The sequence below is a fragment of the uncultured Zoogloea sp. genome (assembly GCF_937894855.1).
Taxonomy (GTDB): Bacteria; Pseudomonadota; Gammaproteobacteria; order Burkholderiales; family Rhodocyclaceae; genus Zoogloea; species Zoogloea oryzae.
Window position 1 is genome coordinate 1 of sequence record NZ_CALAYQ010000126.1, and the last position, 17,270, is coordinate 17,270.

The window sequence follows — 17,270 nt, forward strand, 5'->3', positions numbered from 1 at the left end:
GGACGGTGCTCAAGCAGAACGAGCCCTACAACAACTACCTCAACCAGTTCGGCCCTTTCTGGTTCCCGATCTTCGAGAAGCTCGGCCTCTACGCGGTCTATAACTCCGTCTGGTTCCTCACCATCCTGGCTTTCCTGGTGATCTCCACCAGCGTCTGCATCGTCCGCCAGACCCGGCCGATGCTGCTCGACATGCGCAGCTTCCGCGAGCACGCCAAGGAAAACTCCCTCGCCCAGTTCCAGCACCACGACCGGGTGCCCTGCGCGCTGCCCGCTGCCGAAGCCCAGGCCGCCGCCAGCGCCTACCTCACCCGGGCGGGCTTCACCGCCCGCAGCAACTCCCGCGGCGACGGCGTGCTCCTTGCCGCCAAGCAGGGCAGCTGGTCACGCATCGGCTACTTCCTGGCCCACTCCGCCATCGTGCTGATCTGTCTCGGCGGCCTGCTCGACGGCAACCTGCCCCTCAAGGCGCAGATGGCGATGGGCGGCAAGGTGGTCACATCTGGCAACCAGCTGATCTCCGACATCGGCCCCGAAAGCCGGCTCGGGCTCGACAACTGGAGCTTCCGCGGCAACGTCTTCATCCCCGAGGGCAAGAGCGCCAACGTGGCGGTGCTCAACGTGCAGGACGGCATCCTGCTGCAGGATCTGCCCTTCAGCGTGTCCCTCAAGAAGTTCCATCTGGATCATTACGAAAGCGGGATGCCCAAGCGCTTCGCCAGCGACATCATCATCACCGACACCGCCAGCGGCAAATCCGTCGAGAAGACCATCGAGGTGAACAAGCCCTTCGAGTTCGACGGCGTGATGATGTATCAGGCGAGCTTCGAGGACGGCGGAACAAAGCTCAAGCTCGTCGCCCACGACCTGCGCCCCGGCGCCGGCACCGACTTTCCGCTCGAAGGCGCCATCGGCGACGCCGTCAAGGTGACCACCGCCGGCCTCGACCACACCCTCGAGCTTGGCAGCTTCCGCGCCTTCAATATCGAGAACATGGCCAACGACCAGCCTGCCGAAGGCGGCACCATGGCCAGCCTCGAAAAGCACCTGGGCAGCGGCGCCAAGTCGCCCACCAAAAAGGACATGCAGAACGTCGGCCCGAGTTTCCAGTACAAGCTGCGGGATTCCGCCGGCCAGGCCCGCGAATACCAGACCTACATGCAGCCCATCCAGCAGGACGGCGCCTGGTACATGCTCTCGGGCATGCGCGATTCGCCCTCCGCCCAGTTCCGCTTCATGCGCATCCCGATGGACGCCGACGGCAAGCCGGACAGCTGGTTCATGATCCGCCGCCAGCTGCTCGACAAATCCCGCCACGCCGAACTCGCCCGGCGCTTTGCCGCCACCGCCGTGGGCCAGATGGACGCCTCGGTGCGCAGCCGGATGGAAGAAACCACCCGCAAGACGCTGGAGCTCTTCGCCATCGGCGGTTTCGAGAGCCTCGGCAAGTTCATCGAGAGCACCATCCCCGAAGCCGAGCGCGACAAGGCCGCCGATGTCTTCATCAAGATCCTCGAAGGCGCCACCTGGGAAGCCTGGAAGCTCGCCCGCGCCGACGCCGGCCTGCCCGCCATCTCGCTGGACGGTGCCGCCGCCCGACTGGTCCGCGACACCCTCAACGCCACCAGCGACAGCCTGCACTACGGCGCGCCGGTGTTCTTCCAGCTGGCGGGTTTCGACGAGGTGCGCGCCACCGTGCTGCAGGTCACCCGCTCGCCGGGCAAGCCGATTGTCTATTTCGGCTCGCTGCTGCTGGTGCTGGGCGTGTTCGCGATGCTCTACATCCGCGAACGTCGGCTCTTCGTGCTGATCAAAGATTCGGGTGAGGCGCTCATCGCCCTCAGCTCCAACCGCAAGTCGATGGACGTGGAAGAATCCTTCCGGCGCCATCGGGACGGCATCGCCGCCGCCCTCAAACCTGCAACACCGGCCTGACCGGCCCCAAACCGCTTCCAAGAGGCCCATTCATGGACATTGCCCACACCGACAACAGCGCCCTGCTCCGCCGCGTGGGCCCTGGCGACTGGCTTTTCGCCCTCGCCCTGGCGGGTGGCGCGGCCTTTGCCCTGCGCCAGTACGGCGGCTTCATGGACATCTACGAGAAGCTGATCCTGGTGCTCACCGTGCCGGCGATCGCCGCCATCGGCTGGGCCTGGAAGCCTTTCCGGCTCTTCCTGGCGGTATCGACGGCGCTGGCGCTCGCCAGCATCAGCCTGTACCAAGGCGATCTCGCCCGGGCCGAGAAGGTGTTCTTCCTCAAGTACCTCATCTCCAGCCAGACGGCGATCATGTGGATGAGCGCGCTGGTCTTCATCGCCACCGGCGCCTACTGGCTGGGCCTGCTGGCCCGCTCCGACTTTGCCGAAAAGACCGGCTCCGCCCTCACCTGGAGCGCCGCCACGATGGGCACCACCGGCCTCTTGGTGCGCTGGTACGAGAGCTACCTGATCGGCACCGACGTGGGCCACATCCCCATCAGCAACCTCTACGAAGTCTTCGTGCTGTTCTCGCTGATCACCGCCCTGCTCTACCTCTACTACGAAGGCCGCTACGCCACCCGCCGGATGGGCGCCTTCGTGCTGCTGGTGATCTCGGCGGCGGTGGCCTTCCTGCTGTGGTACACCTTCTCCCGCGAGGCCCAGGAGATCCAGCCGCTGATCCCGGCGTTGCAGAGCTACTGGATGAAGGTGCACGTGCCCGCCAACTTCATCGGCTACGGCGCCTTCGCGCTGGCGGCGATGATCGGCGTCGCCGACCTGCTGGTGCGCAAGGGCATCCTCGCCAGCCGCCTGCCCGCCCCCGAAGTGCTCGACGACGTGATGTACAAGGCCATCGCCATCGGCTTCGCCTTCTTCACCATCGCCACCATCCTCGGCGCCCTGTGGGCTGCCGAAGCCTGGGGCACCTACTGGCAGTGGGACCCGAAGGAAACCTGGGCCTTCATCGTGTGGCTCAATTACGCCGCCTGGCTGCACGTGCGGCTCACCAAGGGCCTGCGCGGTGCGATGCTGGCCTGGTGGGCGGTGATCGGCCTCGTCGTCACCGCCTTCGCCTTCGTGGGCGTCAATATGTTCCTGTCAGGCCTGCATTCCTACGGCTCGCTCTGAGCCTCGCGGCGCGGCCTGCCGCCTTCCAGCCGGGTGATCTCGGCCTCACTGAAGCCCGCCTTCCGGCGGGCTTCGACGTTCAAGGGCTTGGGTGGCCAGGGCGCGTCAAAGTCGGTCATCAGCGCCAGATAGGTCGGCTCCGGGTCGAGCCCGCGCTCCGCGCAGAAATGCCGGAACCACCGGTCGCCCAGCGCCACGTGACCGATCTCGTCGCGCAGGATGATGTCGAGCACACCGATCGTCGCCTCGTCGCCGATACGTCTGAGCCCGGCCACGATCGGCGGCGTGGCATCCAGCCCCCGCGCTTCCAGCACCCGCGGCACCAGCGCCATCCGGGCGAGCGGGTCGTCGGCGGTCTTCACGGCCATGTCCCACAGCCCCCGATGGGCGGGGAAATCCCCGTAGGCGTGGCCCAGGGCGGCCAGCCGATCGCACACCAGCCCGAAGTGATAGGCCTCCTCGGCCGCTACCTGCAGCCACCCGCCATAGAAATCCGCCGGCAGATCGCGGAAGCGATAGACGCAATCCAGCGCCAGGTTGATGGCGTTGAACTCGATGTGGGCGATGGCATGCAGCAGCGCCGCGTGGCCTTCCGGCGTATTCGGCTTGCGGCGGGGCACCGAGGTGTGGGCGATGAGCTCGGGCCGCTCGGGGCGTCCGGGGTCGTCCACCGCCAGCACCGGCGCGGGGCTGGCCTGCGGAACGCCGATCCGGCCGGCGCACCAGTCATCGTGAAGGCGGTGGGTGAGCGCCGATTTTTCATCCGGCGCAGGATTCATCAGGGCCCGCCAGGCCCGGGCGTGAAGATCATCGTCGTGGGTCATGGGGCGCGATGGTAGCGCGAAGCGCTGCGCAGGCAAAAAAATGGCCGCCCCCCGAAGGATGCGGCCAAATACCCTTGAACCCTGTGCTTGCGAGGCGCGTCAGGCCACCTTGCTCTTTGCCGCGCTGCGCGCCTTGGGCGCCGGCACGGCGGCTTCCTTGATGGCCTGCAGGTTGGCTTCGGCGATGCCGCCGAGCTGGTCCGCCACCTTGGTGAACGATTCGAAAGCCGCGTTATGGGTGTCGAGGCCCTTGCGGATGGCCTGGAACAGCGGCGCAAAGCCTTCGGGCGCGCCCTCGGCCAGGCGGTCCAGGTTGCCCTGGATCTGGCGGGTCGCGTCGGCGGTGGATTGCTTGACGGCGTCGGCGAGAATCTCGCGGGTCTCCATCAGCACCGCGTACTGCTGGCGGGCGGTGTCGGCGGCGCGGTCGAAATTCGGCTGCAGATAGGTGGCCTGCCAACTGGCGAGACCTTCCGGATCCTTCACGGCGAGCAGGGCCTGCGTGGCGGCCATGGCTTCGCGGGATGACTCGAGGCCGGTCTCGACCTGCAGACGGGTCATCTTCTCAACCTGCGTTGCCAGGGTCTGGCCCAGCTCGATCAGGTTTTCCAGCGTGGCGTCCTGAAACGGACCGAATTGCGTCGACATTGATTCTCCTTTATTGATCGGGGCACCGGTCTGCATCGGGACGGAAGTCTCCTCCACCCGTCATTTTTTGTGCAATGCAGCGTCAGCTAACGGAGTGGATTCTGCCAAATAAGGTGTTTCCACCAAATCCGGCGTTTCCCCTTCGCGCATCCGGGAAAACCCTGATAAGCACCAACCCAGGGTTCAGTTGTCGTCCCGCTCCGCACACACCACCACACGCACCAGCGCGGCCAGGGAGTCGGCCTCCAGCTTTTCCATCACCCGGGCCCGGTGCTGTTCGACGGTCTTCATGCTGATGCCGAGGTCTTCGGCGATCTGCTTGTTGAGCCGACCGGCGACCATCCCTTCCATCACGTCCCGCTCGCGCAGGGTGAGGGTGTCGAGGCGTCGCTGGATGTCGGCCCGTCTGGCATCCAGGCGACGCCGCCGGGCCGCCAGCTGCACCGCTTCCTGGACGCGATCGAGGAGCACCTGCTCGTTGAAGGGCTTCTGGAGGAAGTCGAAGGCGCCGTCGCGCATCGCCCGCGCCACCATCGGCACGTCTCCATGCCCCGACACGAAGATGATCGGCGCCGTATGGGCGAGGCGGACCAGGCGTTCCTGCAGGCCAACGCCCGAGAGCCCGGGCATGCGCACGTCCAGGACGAGGCAGTGGGCTCTTGCCAGCACTTCGGAGTCTTCGAGTACATCCAGTGCGCTGGCGAAACTGCGCACCGGCAAGCCAAGGGTTTCGATCAAAAGGCCGATGGAGAGTCTGACGGCATCATCGTCATCCACCACGCACACGAGCGGCGCGTCCATGATTTGTCTCCTGCCAGGTGTCTCATTATTCTTGTTTGGTGACGCTTCTTTTTTTGTGCCCGCTCAGGCGGCAGGCATCGACGGCAAGGCAAAGCAGAAGGTCGTACCCTGCGCATCACTGGATTCGACCCACATTCGTCCGCCATGGTTCTCGATGATCGTGCGACAGATCGCCAGACCCAGCCCGACCCCATCCTGCTTGGTCGTGGCGAAGGGGGCGAAAGGGTCCTGCCGCACGGATTCGGCGAGCCCCTCGCCGCAATCGATCACCGCCACCTCGACCATTCCATCGTGGTCGACCTGAGTGCGAATCACAAGGTCGCGTGAGCAGGGCACGGCGCTCATGGCGTCGATGGCGTTCTTCACGAGGTTGCTCAGCACCTGTTCGAGCTGCACCTGATCCCCGTTCACAAGCGGCAAGGGCTCGGCCAGCTGGAGGAGGAGCTGCACCGCGTGGGCCCGGGCCTCGAACTCGGCAAAGCGGACGACGCTCTGCACAACCTTGTTCATCGCCACCGGCGCCGACTTGAGCCCGCCCCGGCGCACGAAGCCGCGCACCCGATGCACGATGTCGCCCGCCCGCATGGCCTGCTCGGAGATCATCTTGAGGGGTTCGGAGATGCGGTTGCCGGCCGGGCCCAGCTCCTCGAGACGGCGCAGGGCCACGCCTGAGAAATTGCGCAGGGCGGTGAGCGGCTGGTTGAGTTCGTGGGACAGCACCGAGGCCATCTCGCCCAGGTGGATCAGGTGCGCCGCACGGGCCAGCTCGCGCTCCTGGCGCTTCTCGCGGGCGATGCTGAGGTAGTGATCATGCACATCGCGCACGGTGCCGATCATCCGCGACGGCCGGCCGAAGGCGTCGCGCTCCATGACCTTGCCGCGCAGCGCCACCCAGCGGTAGGTGCCGTCACTCACCAGCAGGCGGAACTCCACCTCGGTCATCGGCCGTCCGCCCGACAGGTGGGCGTTGAAGGCGGCCATCGCCTTGCGCAGATCTTCCGGATGGATGCGTTCGGGCCAGATGTCGTTGCCCCGTAGCGCGGCGCCGTCCGGCCATCCGGTGATGGCGCGGAAGGACGGGCTGATGTTGATCATCCCGGTGTCGAGGGTCCAGTCCCACAGGGCGTCGCCATGGCCTTCGAGGGCAAACTGCCAAAGGCGCTCGGACGCCTGCAGGGTTTCGCGCTGTTCGCGGGCAAGGGTGACATCGCGCAGCACGCACACGAAGCGCTCCGCCGCGCCCGCCGCATCCCGCGCCACCACCCCGCCGCGGGCGGAGAACCAGCGGTGCCGACCTTTCCGGCAGCGCAGCCGGAACTCCGCGTCGAACCCCGTACCTGCCGCGCCAAGGCATTCGTCGAGGCTGGCGAGCACGCTGTCGCGGTCGTCCGGATGGAGATGGCTGCGCCAGTCGATGGCGCTCGTGGGCTCGGGCAGGGCGAGCAGCTGGCCGAGCCTGGGCGACGAAAAGATGCAGCCGTCGGCGGGCAGCCAGTCCCACAGGGCGTCGCCCGAAGCCTCGACGGCGAGCCGCCAGCGATCGTCGTCGGACTTCATCGGCTTCACCTCCCACGGCCGCGTGTCAGCGGCAAACAGGATTCGCCGGCCCCGGGCGGAGCCGGCCGGCAATCAGCGCAGGCCGCCGCCGGGCATCAGGCCCTTCATGGCCCGCATCATCTTCTGCATGCCGCCCTTGGAGAACTGCTTCATCATCTTCTGGGTCTGCTCGAACTGGCTCAGCAGGCGGTTGACCTCCTGCACCGTCACGCCCGCGCCGGCGGCAATCCGACGCTTGCGGGAGGCCTTGAGGAGCTCCGGCTTGGCGCGTTCGAGCGGGGTCATCGAGTTGATGATGCCCTCGATGCGGCGCACCGCCTTGTCTTCAACACCGCCCTGGAGCTGTCCCGCGGCCTGGGCAAACTGGGCCGGCAGCTTGTCGAGCAGGCTGGAAAGGCCGCCCATCTTCTTCATCTGGCCGAGCTGGTCCTTGAAGTCGTTGAGGTCGAAGCCCTTGCCGCTCTTGAGCTTCTGGGCAAACTCCTTGGCCTTCTCCTCATCCACACCGCGACGGGCGTCTTCCACCAGCGACAGAATGTCGCCCATGCCGAGGATCCGGCTGGCCATCCGCTCGGGGTGGAATTCCTCGAGCCCGGCGAGCTTTTCGCCAACGCCGGCAAACTTGAGCGGCTTGCCGGTTACGTGGCGCACCGACAGCGCCGCACCGCCGCGGGCATCGCCGTCGAGCTTGGTGAGCACCACGCCGGTGAGCGGCAGCGCGTCGTTGAACGCGCGGGCGGTGTTCACCGCATCCTGGCCGAGCATCGCATCGACGACGAACAGGGTTTCGATCGGCTTGACCGTGGCGTGGAGGGCCTGGATCTCCTCCATCATCACCTGGTCGATGGCGAGCCGGCCGGCGGTATCGACGAGCAGCACGTCGAAGTAGTGACGGCGGGCGTAATCGACGGCAGCCAGGGCGATGTCCACCGGCTTCTGGTCGGGCGTGGAGGGGAAGAACTCGATGCCCGCCTGCTGGGCCACCGTCTGCAGCTGGGCAATGGCCGCCGGGCGGTAGATGTCGGTGGAGACCGTGAGTACCTTCTTCTTCATCCGCTCGGTGAGCATCTTGCCGAGCTTGCCGGTGGTGGTCGTCTTGCCCGCACCCTGCAGGCCGGCCATCAGGATGATCGCCGGCGGCTGGGTGGCCAAGTTGAGCCCCGTGTGGGCGCCGCCCATCAGGTCGGTGAGTTCGCGGTGCACCACGCCCACCAGCGCCTGGCCGGGGGTGAGGGAGCTGATCACCTCGGTGCCGACGGCCTTTTCCTTCACCCGGGCGATGAAATCCTTCACCACCGGCAAGGCCACGTCGGCCTCCAGCAGCGCCATGCGCACTTCGCGCAGGGCGTCCTGGATGTTGTCTTCGGTCAGGCGAGCCTGGCCGCGAAGGGTTTTTACGACTTTGGCAAGTCGCGTCGTGAGGTTATCCAGCATGATGGTTTGTAGCCGAGGGCTTGGGGTAAACTTCGAAGATGCCCGCGATTCTACTTCATCTCCTCCCCGCCTCCCTGTACGCGCTGCTTGGCGTGCATTTCTGGCACACCCGCTGGATCGCGCCGACCTCCGCCCCGCGCCAGGGCCTGCAGCCCAAGGAGCGCGTGCTGATGCTCGTGGCCCTCGTCGCCCACGGGTTCGCGCTCAACAGCACCTTCTTCTCGGCCGAGGGCATCCACTTCGGCTTCAGCCTCGCCCTGTCGCTCATGCTGTGGCTGGCGATCCTGTTCTACTGGATCGAGAGCCTCTACGCCCGGCTCGAGGGCCTGCAGACCCTCGGCATGCCCGTCGCCGCCGTCTGTTCGCTGCTGCCTGCCTTCTTCCCCGGCGCCCACGTGCTCGAGAACGCCAGCTCCCCGCTGTTCCGCGCCCACTTCGTGGTGGCGATGCTGGCCTACAGCCTGTTCACCCTGGCGGCCCTCCACGCCATGCTGATGTCCGTCGCCGAGCGCCGGCTGCACGGCGCCCACCTCACCCGCGCCTTCGCCGCGCTGCCGCCGCTGCTGACGATGGAAACCCTGCTTTTCCGCCTGATCGGCATCGCCTTCGTGCTGCTCACCCTCACCGTGGGCTCCGGCGTGCTGTTCTCCGAGGCGCTGTTCGGCAAGGCCTTCCGGCTCGATCACAAGACGGTTTTCGCGATCATCTCGTGGCTGATCTTCGGCAGCCTGCTGGTGGGCCGGCATTTCCAGGGCTGGCGCGGCAAGAAGGCGCAATACTGGACGCTCGCCGGCTTCATCGCGCTGATGCTCGCCTACGTGGGCAGCCGCTTCGTGGCCGAGGTGCTCCTGGGCCGCGCGGCTTGACAAGGCCCGACCCGGCCTGAATACTCGGCCGGGTTCCCCAACCGATCCCGCTCCGCTTGGACGCCATTCCCCTTTCGGCCCAGTCGGCGATCCTCGTCGCGCTGCTGGCGCTTTCCGGTTTCTTCTCGATGGCCGAAACGGCCATGATGGCGGCCAACCGCTATCGGCTGCGCTCCGCCGCCAATCAGGGCTCCCGGGGCGCCCGCCTGGCCCTCGACCTGCTGGGCCAGACCGACAAGCTGCTGGGCATCATCCTGCTCTTCAACAACCTCGTGAACGCCGCTGCGGCAACGCTGGTCAGCGTCATCACGATCCAGTTCTTCGGCAGCGAGGAATGGGTGCTTGGCGTAAGCACGCTGGCGGTCACCTTCCTGATCCTGGTCTTCGCCGAGATCACCCCAAAGGTGATCGGCGCCAACCACGCCAACCGGCTCGCCTGCTTCGTCAGCTACCCCCTCTCGGGGCTGCTCAAGAGCCTTTATTTCGTGGTGTGGTTCGTCAATCTGTTCGTTGCGGGGCTCCTGCGTCTGCTGCACCTCTCTCCGAACGGCAACGAGGACGCCCACAGCCTGTCCACCGAAGAGCTGCGCACAATGGTGCTGGAGTCCGGTGCCTTCATCCCACCCAAGCACCGCAGCATCCTGGTCAATCTGTTCGAGCTAGAGGACATCACCGTCGAGGACGTGATGATGCCGCGCAGCCAGATCGAGGCGGTCAATATCGCCGAGCCCATCGATGTCATCCAGGGCCACCTCGCCACCTGCTACCACACCCGCCTGCCGGTATTCGACGGCGAGATGAACGCGGTGATCGGCATCCTCCACGTCCGCCGCATCCTCGGCCAGACCCTCGATCACAGCCTGTCCGCCGCCGACATCCGCGGCATGCTGTCCAGGCCGTATTTCATCCCGGCCAGCACGCCGGTGTATTCCCAGCTGCAGTTCTTCCAGGAGAACCGCGAGCGCCTCGGGCTGGTGGTGGATGAATACGGCGAGCTCCTCGGTCTCGTCACCCTCGAAGACATCATCGAGGAACTCATCGGCAAGTTCACCACCAGCGCGCCGGACGCCGCCGACAAGCTCACCTGGCGCGAGGACGGCAGCGTGATCGTCGATGGCAGCCAGCACCTGCGCAACCTCAACCGCCGGCTGGGGCTCAACCTGCCGGTCGACGGCCCCAAGACACTGAACGGCCTGCTGCTCGAACACCTGCAGGACATTCCCGAGGCCGGCGTGTCGGTCAAGATCGCCGGCATTCCGATCGAGGTGGTCCAGGCCGAGGACCGTCGCATCAAGAACGTGCGAATATTCCGCTCTGCTGCGAAAAAGTCGCCATAAAGCGTGTCGCGGCTTTACAAGCCCTCGACCTGACGGCATGATCCGGGCACGTTCAAGGCCGATCACCCTCAAAGACGCTCAGGCATGTCAGCCACTCCTCAAGCCGCGTTGAGCGGCCTCGCCCGCGCTCTCGTACAACATGGCCGGCTTCTCGAAGCCGAGGCCCTGCAGTGCACGTCCGGATCGGGAAACCCCAATGATTTCGTCCTCGAAGTCATCAACCGGGGGCTGATGAGTGCCAATGACGTGGCGCGCTTTGCGGCCGACACCTTCGGCACCCCGGCGCTCGATCTCGCCGCCTTCGAACAGTCCCACCTGGCAATCGACGCCATCGACCGTAAGCTGATGCTCAAGCATCAGGTCGTCGCCCTCGGCCGCCGCGGCAACCGCCTGGCCCTGGCCCTGGCCGATCCGTCGAACCTGCGCATCCTCGACGAAATCCGCTTCCAGACCGGCCTGGCCGTCGACCCTGTGGTGGTCGAGGCACCCAAGCTCATCGCACTCGTCGAGCGCCTGTCCGAAAGCGCTTCGACCGCGCTGAAGGATCTCACCGGCGAAGAGTTCGACATGGATCTGCTGGGCCAGGACGGCCTGGCGGATGCGCCGGTGATCGAGGAAAGCGCCTCCGAGGTGGACGACGCACCGGTCGTGCGCTTCATCCAGAAGCTGCTGATCGACGCCATCAACGAAGGCGCGTCGGACATCCACTTCGAGCCCTACGAAAAGTACTACCGCATCCGCTTCCGCACCGACGGCATCCTGCGCGAGATCGCCCAGCCGCCGCTGGTGCTCAAGGAAAAGATCGCCGCCCGGATCAAGGTCATCTCCCGCCTCGACATCTCCGAGAAGCGCGTCCCCCAGGACGGCCGGATGAAGCTGGTGCTGTCAAAGAACAAGTCCATCGACTTCCGGGTCTCGACGCTGCCCACCCTGCACGGCGAAAAGATCGTGATGCGGATCCTCGATCCGACCTCCGCCATGCTGGGCGTAGACGCCCTCGGCTACGAGCCCGATCAAAAGGCCGCCCTCCTCGACGCGGTGTCCCGCCCGTACGGCATGGTGCTCGTCACCGGCCCGACCGGTAGCGGCAAGACGGTGTCGCTCTACACTTGTCTGAACATCCTCAACAAGCCCGGCGTCAACATCAGCACCGCCGAAGATCCGGCCGAAATCAACCTGCCGGGCGTAAACCAGGTTAACGTCAACGAGAAAGCCGGCCTCACCTTCGCGTCGGCCCTGCGCGCCTTCCTGCGCCAGGATCCGGACGTGATCATGGTCGGCGAAATCCGCGATCTCGAAACCGCCGAAATCTCGGTCAAGGCGGCCCAGACCGGCCACCTCGTGCTGTCCACCCTCCACACCAACGACGCCCCGTCGACCCTCGAACGCCTAAAGAATATGGGCGTCGCGCCGTTCAATATCGCATCGTCGGTGATCATGATCACGGCGCAGCGACTCGCCCGCCGGCTATGCACCTGCAAGCAGCCGGTCGACATCCCGATCGAAGCCCTGATTTCCGCCGGTTTTGCGGAAGAGGACATCGACGGCACATGGCAGCCCTACGGCCCCAAGGGCTGCGAGCGCTGCAAGGGCTCAGGCTACAAGGGGCGGCTGGGCATTTACCAGGTGATGCCGATCTCGGAAGAGATCGCACGTATAATCATGACGAACGGCAACTCGATGGACATCGCTGCCCAGGCCCAGATCGAGGGCGTCCGGGATCTGCGCCAGTCCGGACTGCTGAAAGTGAAGCAAGGGGTCACCTCTCTGACCGAAGTCCTCGCTTGCACGAACGAGTGATCGCTTCACGCGGAAATATTTGATGGCCACTGCACCCAAGAAGACCCCTGCCCGCACCACGAACGTCGCCCGCGAACACCTGTTCGTCTGGGAAGGCAAGGACAAGACCGGCAAGATCATCCGTGGCGAAATGCGCGCCACGACGGAAACCGTCGTCCAGACCGTTCTGCGCCGCCAGGGCATCCTCACCCAGAAGATCCGCAAGCAGGCCTTCTCCCGCGGCCGTTCCATCACCGACAAGGACATCGCGCTGTTCACCCGCCAGCTCGCCACGATGATGCGTTCCGGCGTGCCCCTGCTGCAATCCTTCGACATCGCCATCAAGGGCTGTGGCAATCCGTCCCTGGCCCGTCTGCTCAACGACGTCCGCGCCAATGTGGAGACCGGCAGCAGCCTGTCCCAGGCCTTCCGCCGCCACCCGGCCCACTTCGACGCGCTGTTCTGCAACCTGGTCGCCGCTGGCGAACAGGCCGGCATCCTCGATTCCCTGCTCGACCGCCTCGCCACCTACAAGGAAAAGATTCTTGCCATCAAGAGCAAGATCAAATCCGCGATGTTCTACCCGGTGGCCGTGGTGGTCGTGGCCGCGCTGGTGGTTTCGGTGATGATGCTGTTCGTGGTCCCTGAATTCAAGAAGGTGTTCTCCAGCTTTGGCGCCGACCTGCCCGCCCCGACGATGATGGTCATCGCCATCTCCGACTTCTTCGTGTCGTACTGGTATATCGTTTTCGGCATCATCCTGGGCACAGTCATTGGAATATCGTATACCTACAAGCACTCGGTACCCATGCAGATCGCCGTCGACCGGATCGTCCTGCAGATCCCGGTCATCGGCGAAGTCGTCCGCAAGGCCACCATCGCCCGCTGGACGCGCACCCTGGCAACGATGTTCGCCGCCGGCGTCCCGCTCGTCGAAGCCCTCGACTCGGTCGGTGGCGCTGCGGGCAACGTCGTGTACCGGCAGGCAACCAAGCAGATCCAGTCCGACGTGAGCACCGGCACCAGCCTCACCGTCGCCATGCAGAACGTGCTGGTCTTCCCGACCATGGTCGTCCAGATGGTGTCCATCGGCGAGGAATCCGGTCAGCTCGACTCCATGCTGAGCAAGGTGGCGGATTTCTTCGAACGCGAGGTGGACGACGCCGTTGCCGGTCTCAGCCAGCTGCTCGAACCGATCATCATGGTGTTCCTTGGTGTCGTGATCGGCGGCCTGGTCGTCGCCATGTATCTCCCGATCTTCAAGATCGGCGCCGTGGTCTCCTGACGCCAGCTGGCGCCCATCATGGAAGTCTTTGCGGACCCGCTGGTCTTCACGGCCACCTGCACGCTGCTCGGCCTGTTTGTCGGCAGTTTCCTGAACGTCGTCATCCACCGCCTGCCGGTGATGATGGAGCGCGAGTGGCTCGCCGAGGCGGCCAGCCTGCGGGGTGAATCCCCCGACGAGCAGCCGCGATTCAACCTCGCCACGCCGCGCTCCCGATGTCCCCACTGCGGCCACGGGATCAGCGCCGTCGAGAACATCCCGGTGGTCAGCTACGTCCTGCTGCGCGGCCGCTGCCGGCACTGCAGCGGGCCAATCAGCCCGCGTTATCCGCTCATCGAACTGTTCTGCGCCGTGGCGTCGGGTTTTGCGGCCTTCCACTTCGGCTTCGGGCTGCAGGCCGCCGGCGCGCTGGTCTTCGTGTGGGCGATGATCGCCCTCAGCTTCATCGACCTGGACACCCAGCTCCTGCCCGACAGCATCACCCTGCCGCTGCTGTGGCTGGGCCTGCTTCTCAACATCGGCGGCACCTTCACCGACCTGCAGAGTGCGGTGGTCGGCGCCACGGCCGGCTATCTGTCGCTCTGGACGGTCTTCTGGCTGTTCAAGCTCGTTACCGGCAAGGAAGGCATGGGCTACGGGGATTTCAAGCTCCTCGCCGCCATCGGTGCCTGGCTGGGCTGGCAGATCCTGCCGCTCACCATCCTGCTGTCGTCGGTGGTCGGCGCGGTCGTCGGCATCGGTCTGATCGTCCTGCGCCAGCATGGCCGGGAGATTCCCATCCCCTTCGGCCCCTACCTCGCGGCGGCGGGTCTGCTGGCCCTGTTCTGGGGCGCTTCGCTCACCACCGCTTACCTCGGAATGCTCTGAGCCCCGCGCCATCGCTTGAAACAGGCGGGTTCGCCCCCATTTGCGCCGTAGCGGGCTTGTTTCGCCCGATGTTGCGATGCGCTAAACTTCGTCCCAATCGACTTTCCGGAGCTCGTCATGCCCATCTACGAGTATCGCTGCAGCGCCTGCGGCCATCAAAAAGATCACCTTCAGAAAATGAGCGATGCCCCGCTCACCGTCTGCCCCGCCTGTGGCGCAGAAGCCTACGCCAAGCAGATCTCTGCGGCCGGCTTCCAGCTCAAGGGCAACGGCTGGTACGCCACCGACTTCAAGGGCGGCTCCGGCGCCAGCCCCAAGACGGAAGCCGCCAAGTCCGAATCTCCCGCACCCACTCCCTGCGGCGGCAGTTGCGCGTGCCACTGATCCTCACGCGCCCGACCACCGCTGAATGAAAAAATACTTCGTAACCGGCCTGCTGATCTGGATTCCGCTCGTCATCACCTTCGTGGTGCTGGCGTGGATCATCACGACCCTCGACCAGATCCTGCTGCTGGTTCCGCCCACCTTCCGGCCGGACGCCCTCCTGGGCTTCCACGTGCCGGGGATCGGGGTGGTCGTCTCGCTGGTCGTGATCGTCGCCACCGGCCTTGCCGCGGCCAACTTCGTCGGCCAGCGGATGGTGCGCTTCTGGGAAAGCCTGCTGTCGCGCATCCCGGTGGTCAAGTCGATCTACTACAGCGTCAAGCAGGTGTCCGACACCCTGCTGTCGAGCAATGGCCAGGCTTTCCGCAAGGCGCTGCTCATCCAGTATCCCCGCGAAGGCATGTGGACCATCGGCTTCCAGACTGGCTCCCCCGGCGGCGATGCGGCGCACCATCTGGGTAACGACTTCGTCAGCGTGTACGTGCCCACCACGCCCAACCCCACATCGGGCTTCTTCCTGATGCTGCCCCGCAAGGATGCCATCGAGCTCGACATGAGCGTCGATGAAGCCCTCAAGTACATCATCTCGATGGGCGTGGTCTCACCGCCGCCATCCAACCGGCCACCTGCACTCAAGCCGGCCGCCGCCCTTCTGAATCAATAACGCGTCTGCCCGGCAGGCGCGTTCCGTTTTCCCAGGAAATAAAGACCCCATCATGCGAACTCAATACTGCGGCCTCGTATCGACCGCCTACCTCGACCAGATCGTCACCCTCTGCGGCTGGGTTCACCGCCGGCGCGACCACGGCGGCGTGATCTTCATCGACCTGCGCGACCGGGAAGGTCTCGTCCAGGTGGTGTGCGATCCGGACCGTGCCGACATGTTCCAGGTGGCCGAATCGGTCCGCAACGAGTTCGTCCTGAAGATTACCGGCAAGGTGCGTCGCCGCCCGGGTGGCACCGAGAACACCAACCTCGTCTCCGGCGAGATCGAGGTGCTGTGCCACGAGATCGAGGTGCTCAACACCTCCTCCACGCCCCCGTTCCAGCTCGACGAGGAAAACCTCTCCGAGACCACCCGCCTGACCCACCGCGTCATCGACCTGCGCCGTCCGCAGATGCAGAAGAACATGATCCTGCGCTACCGCACGGCCATGGCCTTCCGCCGCTTCCTCGACGCCCAGGGCTTCATCGACATCGAAACCCCGATGCTCACCAAGAGCACCCCGGAAGGCGCCCGCGACTACCTCGTGCCGTCCCGCGTGCATGATGGCCAGTTCTTCGCCCTGCCCCAGTCGCCGCAGCTCTTCAAGCAGATGCTGATGGTGGCCGGCTACGACCGCTACTACCAGATCGTCAAGTGCTTCCGTGACGAAGACCTGCGCGCCGACCGCCAGCCGGAATTCACCCAGGTCGATATCGAGACCTCCTTCCTCACCGAAGCCGAGATCACGGCGATGATGGAAGAGATGATCCGCACCGTCTTCAAGGAAGTGCTGGCCGTCGAGCTGCCCAATCCCTTCCCGCGCATGACCTACGCGGAAGCCATGGCCCGCTTCGGCTCCGACAAGCCCGACATGCGCGTCACCCTCGAACTCACCGACGTCACCGACGCGGTGGCCGACGTGGCCTTCAAGGTCTTCAGCGGCCCCGCCACCTCCGGCGGCCGTGTTGCCGCCATGCGCGTGCCGGGCGGCGCCAGCCTCACCCGTGGCGAGATCGACGAGTACACCAAGTTCGTCGGCATCTACGGCGCCCGCGGCCTCGCCTACATCAAGGTGAACGACGTCACCCAGGTGAATGAAACCGGCCTCCAGTCGCCGATCGTCAAGAACCTCCACGAAACCGCCCTGCGTACCATCCTCGAACGCACCGGCGCCCAGTCCGGCGACCTGATCTTCTTCGGCGCCGACAAGACCAAGGTGGTGAACGACGCCCTCGGCGCCCTGCGCATCAAGCTCGGCCACGAGAAGGGCTTCGTCAACGGCAAGGCCTGGGAACCCCTGTGGGTCGTCGATTTCCCGATGTTCGAATACGACGACGAAGACAAGCGCTGGACCGCCTGCCACCACCCCTTCACCAGCCCGAAGGACGAGCACCTCGACCTGCTCACCACCGATCCGGGCAAGTGCCTCGCCAAGGCCTACGATCTGGCCCTCAACGGCTGGGAAATCGGCGGCGGCTCCGTGCGTATCCACCGCGCCGACGTGCAGGAGAAGGTCTTCACCGCCCTCAACATCGGGCCGGAAGAACAGCAGGCCAAGTTCGGCTTCCTGCTCGACGCGCTCAAGTACGGCGCACCCCCGCACGGTGGCCTCGCCTTCGGTCTCGACCGCATCGTCACCATGATGACCGGCGCCGAATCCATCCGCGACGTGATCG

Annotated in this window: 15 protein-coding genes; 10 read left to right on the forward strand and 5 right to left on the reverse strand. The window is 65.5% G+C overall.

The window, feature by feature from the left end; translation table 11 throughout:
* A partial coding sequence (locus tag Q0672_RS14555; protein ID WP_298623251.1) for a cytochrome c biogenesis protein ResB occupies positions 1–1,934 on the forward strand: 1,934 nt, incomplete at its 5' end.
* A 32-nt stretch (positions 1,935–1,966) separates the two neighbouring features.
* Complete coding sequence (gene ccsB / locus Q0672_RS14560; protein WP_298623253.1) at positions 1,967–3,106, forward strand: c-type cytochrome biogenesis protein CcsB; 1,140 nt, start codon at positions 1,967–1,969, stop codon at positions 3,104–3,106.
* Here the strand turns inward: ccsB and Q0672_RS14565 are convergent.
* The 5 genes from Q0672_RS14565 to ffh form a co-directional block, all read right to left on the reverse strand.
* Positions 3,091–3,930 carry a ferritin-like domain-containing protein gene (locus tag Q0672_RS14565; protein WP_298623256.1) on the reverse strand — a complete coding sequence of 280 codons (840 nt, stop codon included), beginning with the start codon at positions 3,928–3,930 and terminating at the stop codon, positions 3,091–3,093. The genes ccsB and Q0672_RS14565 overlap by 16 nt on opposite strands.
* Before the next feature lie 99 nt (positions 3,931–4,029).
* On the reverse strand, positions 4,030–4,578 hold the full coding sequence (locus Q0672_RS14570; RefSeq protein WP_298623258.1) for a phasin family protein: 549 nt from the start codon (positions 4,576–4,578) through the stop codon (positions 4,030–4,032).
* Positions 4,579–4,761: 183 nt separating this feature from the next.
* Complete coding sequence (locus tag Q0672_RS14575) at positions 4,762–5,379, reverse strand: response regulator (protein WP_298623260.1); 618 nt, start codon at positions 5,377–5,379, stop codon at positions 4,762–4,764.
* Between the two features lie 63 nt (positions 5,380–5,442).
* The gene (locus tag Q0672_RS14580; protein ID WP_298623263.1) at positions 5,443–6,936 is read right to left on the reverse strand and encodes a PAS domain-containing protein; all 1,494 of its coding nucleotides are present in this window, start codon (positions 6,934–6,936) and stop codon (positions 5,443–5,445) included.
* 72 nt (positions 6,937–7,008) lie between these two features.
* A complete protein-coding gene (gene ffh, locus Q0672_RS14585) occupies positions 7,009–8,370 on the reverse strand; it encodes a signal recognition particle protein (RefSeq protein ID WP_153161424.1) in 1,362 nt (453 codons plus the stop codon).
* Between the two features lie 38 nt (positions 8,371–8,408).
* Here ffh and Q0672_RS14590 point away from each other — a divergent pair, with 38 nt between their 5' ends.
* The 8 genes from Q0672_RS14590 to aspS all read left to right on the forward strand — a co-directional run.
* On the forward strand, positions 8,409–9,236 hold the full coding sequence (locus Q0672_RS14590; RefSeq protein WP_298623267.1) for an inner membrane protein YpjD: 828 nt from the start codon (positions 8,409–8,411) through the stop codon (positions 9,234–9,236).
* Positions 9,237–9,292: 56 nt separating this feature from the next.
* Positions 9,293–10,573 carry an HlyC/CorC family transporter gene (locus tag Q0672_RS14595; RefSeq protein ID WP_298623270.1) on the forward strand — a complete coding sequence of 427 codons (1,281 nt, stop codon included), beginning with the start codon at positions 9,293–9,295 and terminating at the stop codon, positions 10,571–10,573.
* A gap of 84 nt (positions 10,574–10,657) precedes the next feature.
* On the forward strand, positions 10,658–12,373 hold the full coding sequence (gene pilB / locus Q0672_RS14600) for a type IV-A pilus assembly ATPase PilB (RefSeq protein ID WP_153161421.1): 1,716 nt from the start codon (positions 10,658–10,660) through the stop codon (positions 12,371–12,373).
* Positions 12,374–12,395: 22 nt separating this feature from the next.
* A complete protein-coding gene (locus Q0672_RS14605; protein WP_298623274.1) occupies positions 12,396–13,637 on the forward strand; it encodes a type II secretion system F family protein in 1,242 nt (413 codons plus the stop codon).
* Between the two features lie 18 nt (positions 13,638–13,655).
* The gene (locus Q0672_RS14610) at positions 13,656–14,504 is read left to right on the forward strand and encodes an A24 family peptidase (protein ID WP_298623276.1); all 849 of its coding nucleotides are present in this window, start codon (positions 13,656–13,658) and stop codon (positions 14,502–14,504) included.
* Between the two features lie 117 nt (positions 14,505–14,621).
* On the forward strand, positions 14,622–14,888 hold the full coding sequence (locus Q0672_RS14615) for an FmdB family zinc ribbon protein (RefSeq protein WP_153161418.1): 267 nt from the start codon (positions 14,622–14,624) through the stop codon (positions 14,886–14,888).
* A gap of 25 nt (positions 14,889–14,913) precedes the next feature.
* A complete protein-coding gene (locus tag Q0672_RS14620; protein WP_153161417.1) occupies positions 14,914–15,552 on the forward strand; it encodes a DUF502 domain-containing protein in 639 nt (212 codons plus the stop codon).
* 52 nt (positions 15,553–15,604) lie between these two features.
* Positions 15,605–17,270, forward strand: a 1,666-nt coding sequence (aspS, locus tag Q0672_RS14625) for an aspartate--tRNA ligase (RefSeq protein ID WP_298623280.1), incomplete at its 3' end; no start/stop codon positions are given.

What these genes read in the sequence shown, in the direction of transcription:
- Q0672_RS14620 (WP_153161417.1), top strand. Translation starts at nt 14,914, where the DNA reads ATGAAAAAATACTTCGTAACCGGCCTGCTGATCTGGATTCCGCTCGTC.
- pilB (WP_153161421.1), top strand. Translation starts at nt 10,658, where the DNA reads ATGTCAGCCACTCCTCAAGCCGCGTTGAGCGGCCTCGCCCGCGCTCTC.
- Q0672_RS14615 (WP_153161418.1), top strand. Translation starts at nt 14,622, where the DNA reads ATGCCCATCTACGAGTATCGCTGCAGCGCCTGCGGCCATCAAAAAGAT.
- ffh (WP_153161424.1), bottom strand. Translation starts at nt 8,370, where the DNA reads ATGCTGGATAACCTCACGACGCGACTTGCCAAAGTCGTAAAAACCCTT.
- Q0672_RS14580 (WP_298623263.1), bottom strand. Translation starts at nt 6,936, where the DNA reads ATGAAGTCCGACGACGATCGCTGGCGGCTCGCCGTCGAGGCTTCGGGC.
- Q0672_RS14575 (WP_298623260.1), bottom strand. Translation starts at nt 5,379, where the DNA reads ATGGACGCGCCGCTCGTGTGCGTGGTGGATGACGATGATGCCGTCAGA.
- Q0672_RS14610 (WP_298623276.1), top strand. Translation starts at nt 13,656, where the DNA reads ATGGAAGTCTTTGCGGACCCGCTGGTCTTCACGGCCACCTGCACGCTG.
- ccsB (WP_298623253.1), top strand. Translation starts at nt 1,967, where the DNA reads ATGGACATTGCCCACACCGACAACAGCGCCCTGCTCCGCCGCGTGGGC.
- Q0672_RS14570 (WP_298623258.1), bottom strand. Translation starts at nt 4,578, where the DNA reads ATGTCGACGCAATTCGGTCCGTTTCAGGACGCCACGCTGGAAAACCTG.
- Q0672_RS14590 (WP_298623267.1), top strand. Translation starts at nt 8,409, where the DNA reads ATGCCCGCGATTCTACTTCATCTCCTCCCCGCCTCCCTGTACGCGCTG.
- Q0672_RS14605 (WP_298623274.1), top strand. Translation starts at nt 12,396, where the DNA reads ATGGCCACTGCACCCAAGAAGACCCCTGCCCGCACCACGAACGTCGCC.
- Q0672_RS14565 (WP_298623256.1), bottom strand. Translation starts at nt 3,930, where the DNA reads ATGACCCACGACGATGATCTTCACGCCCGGGCCTGGCGGGCCCTGATG.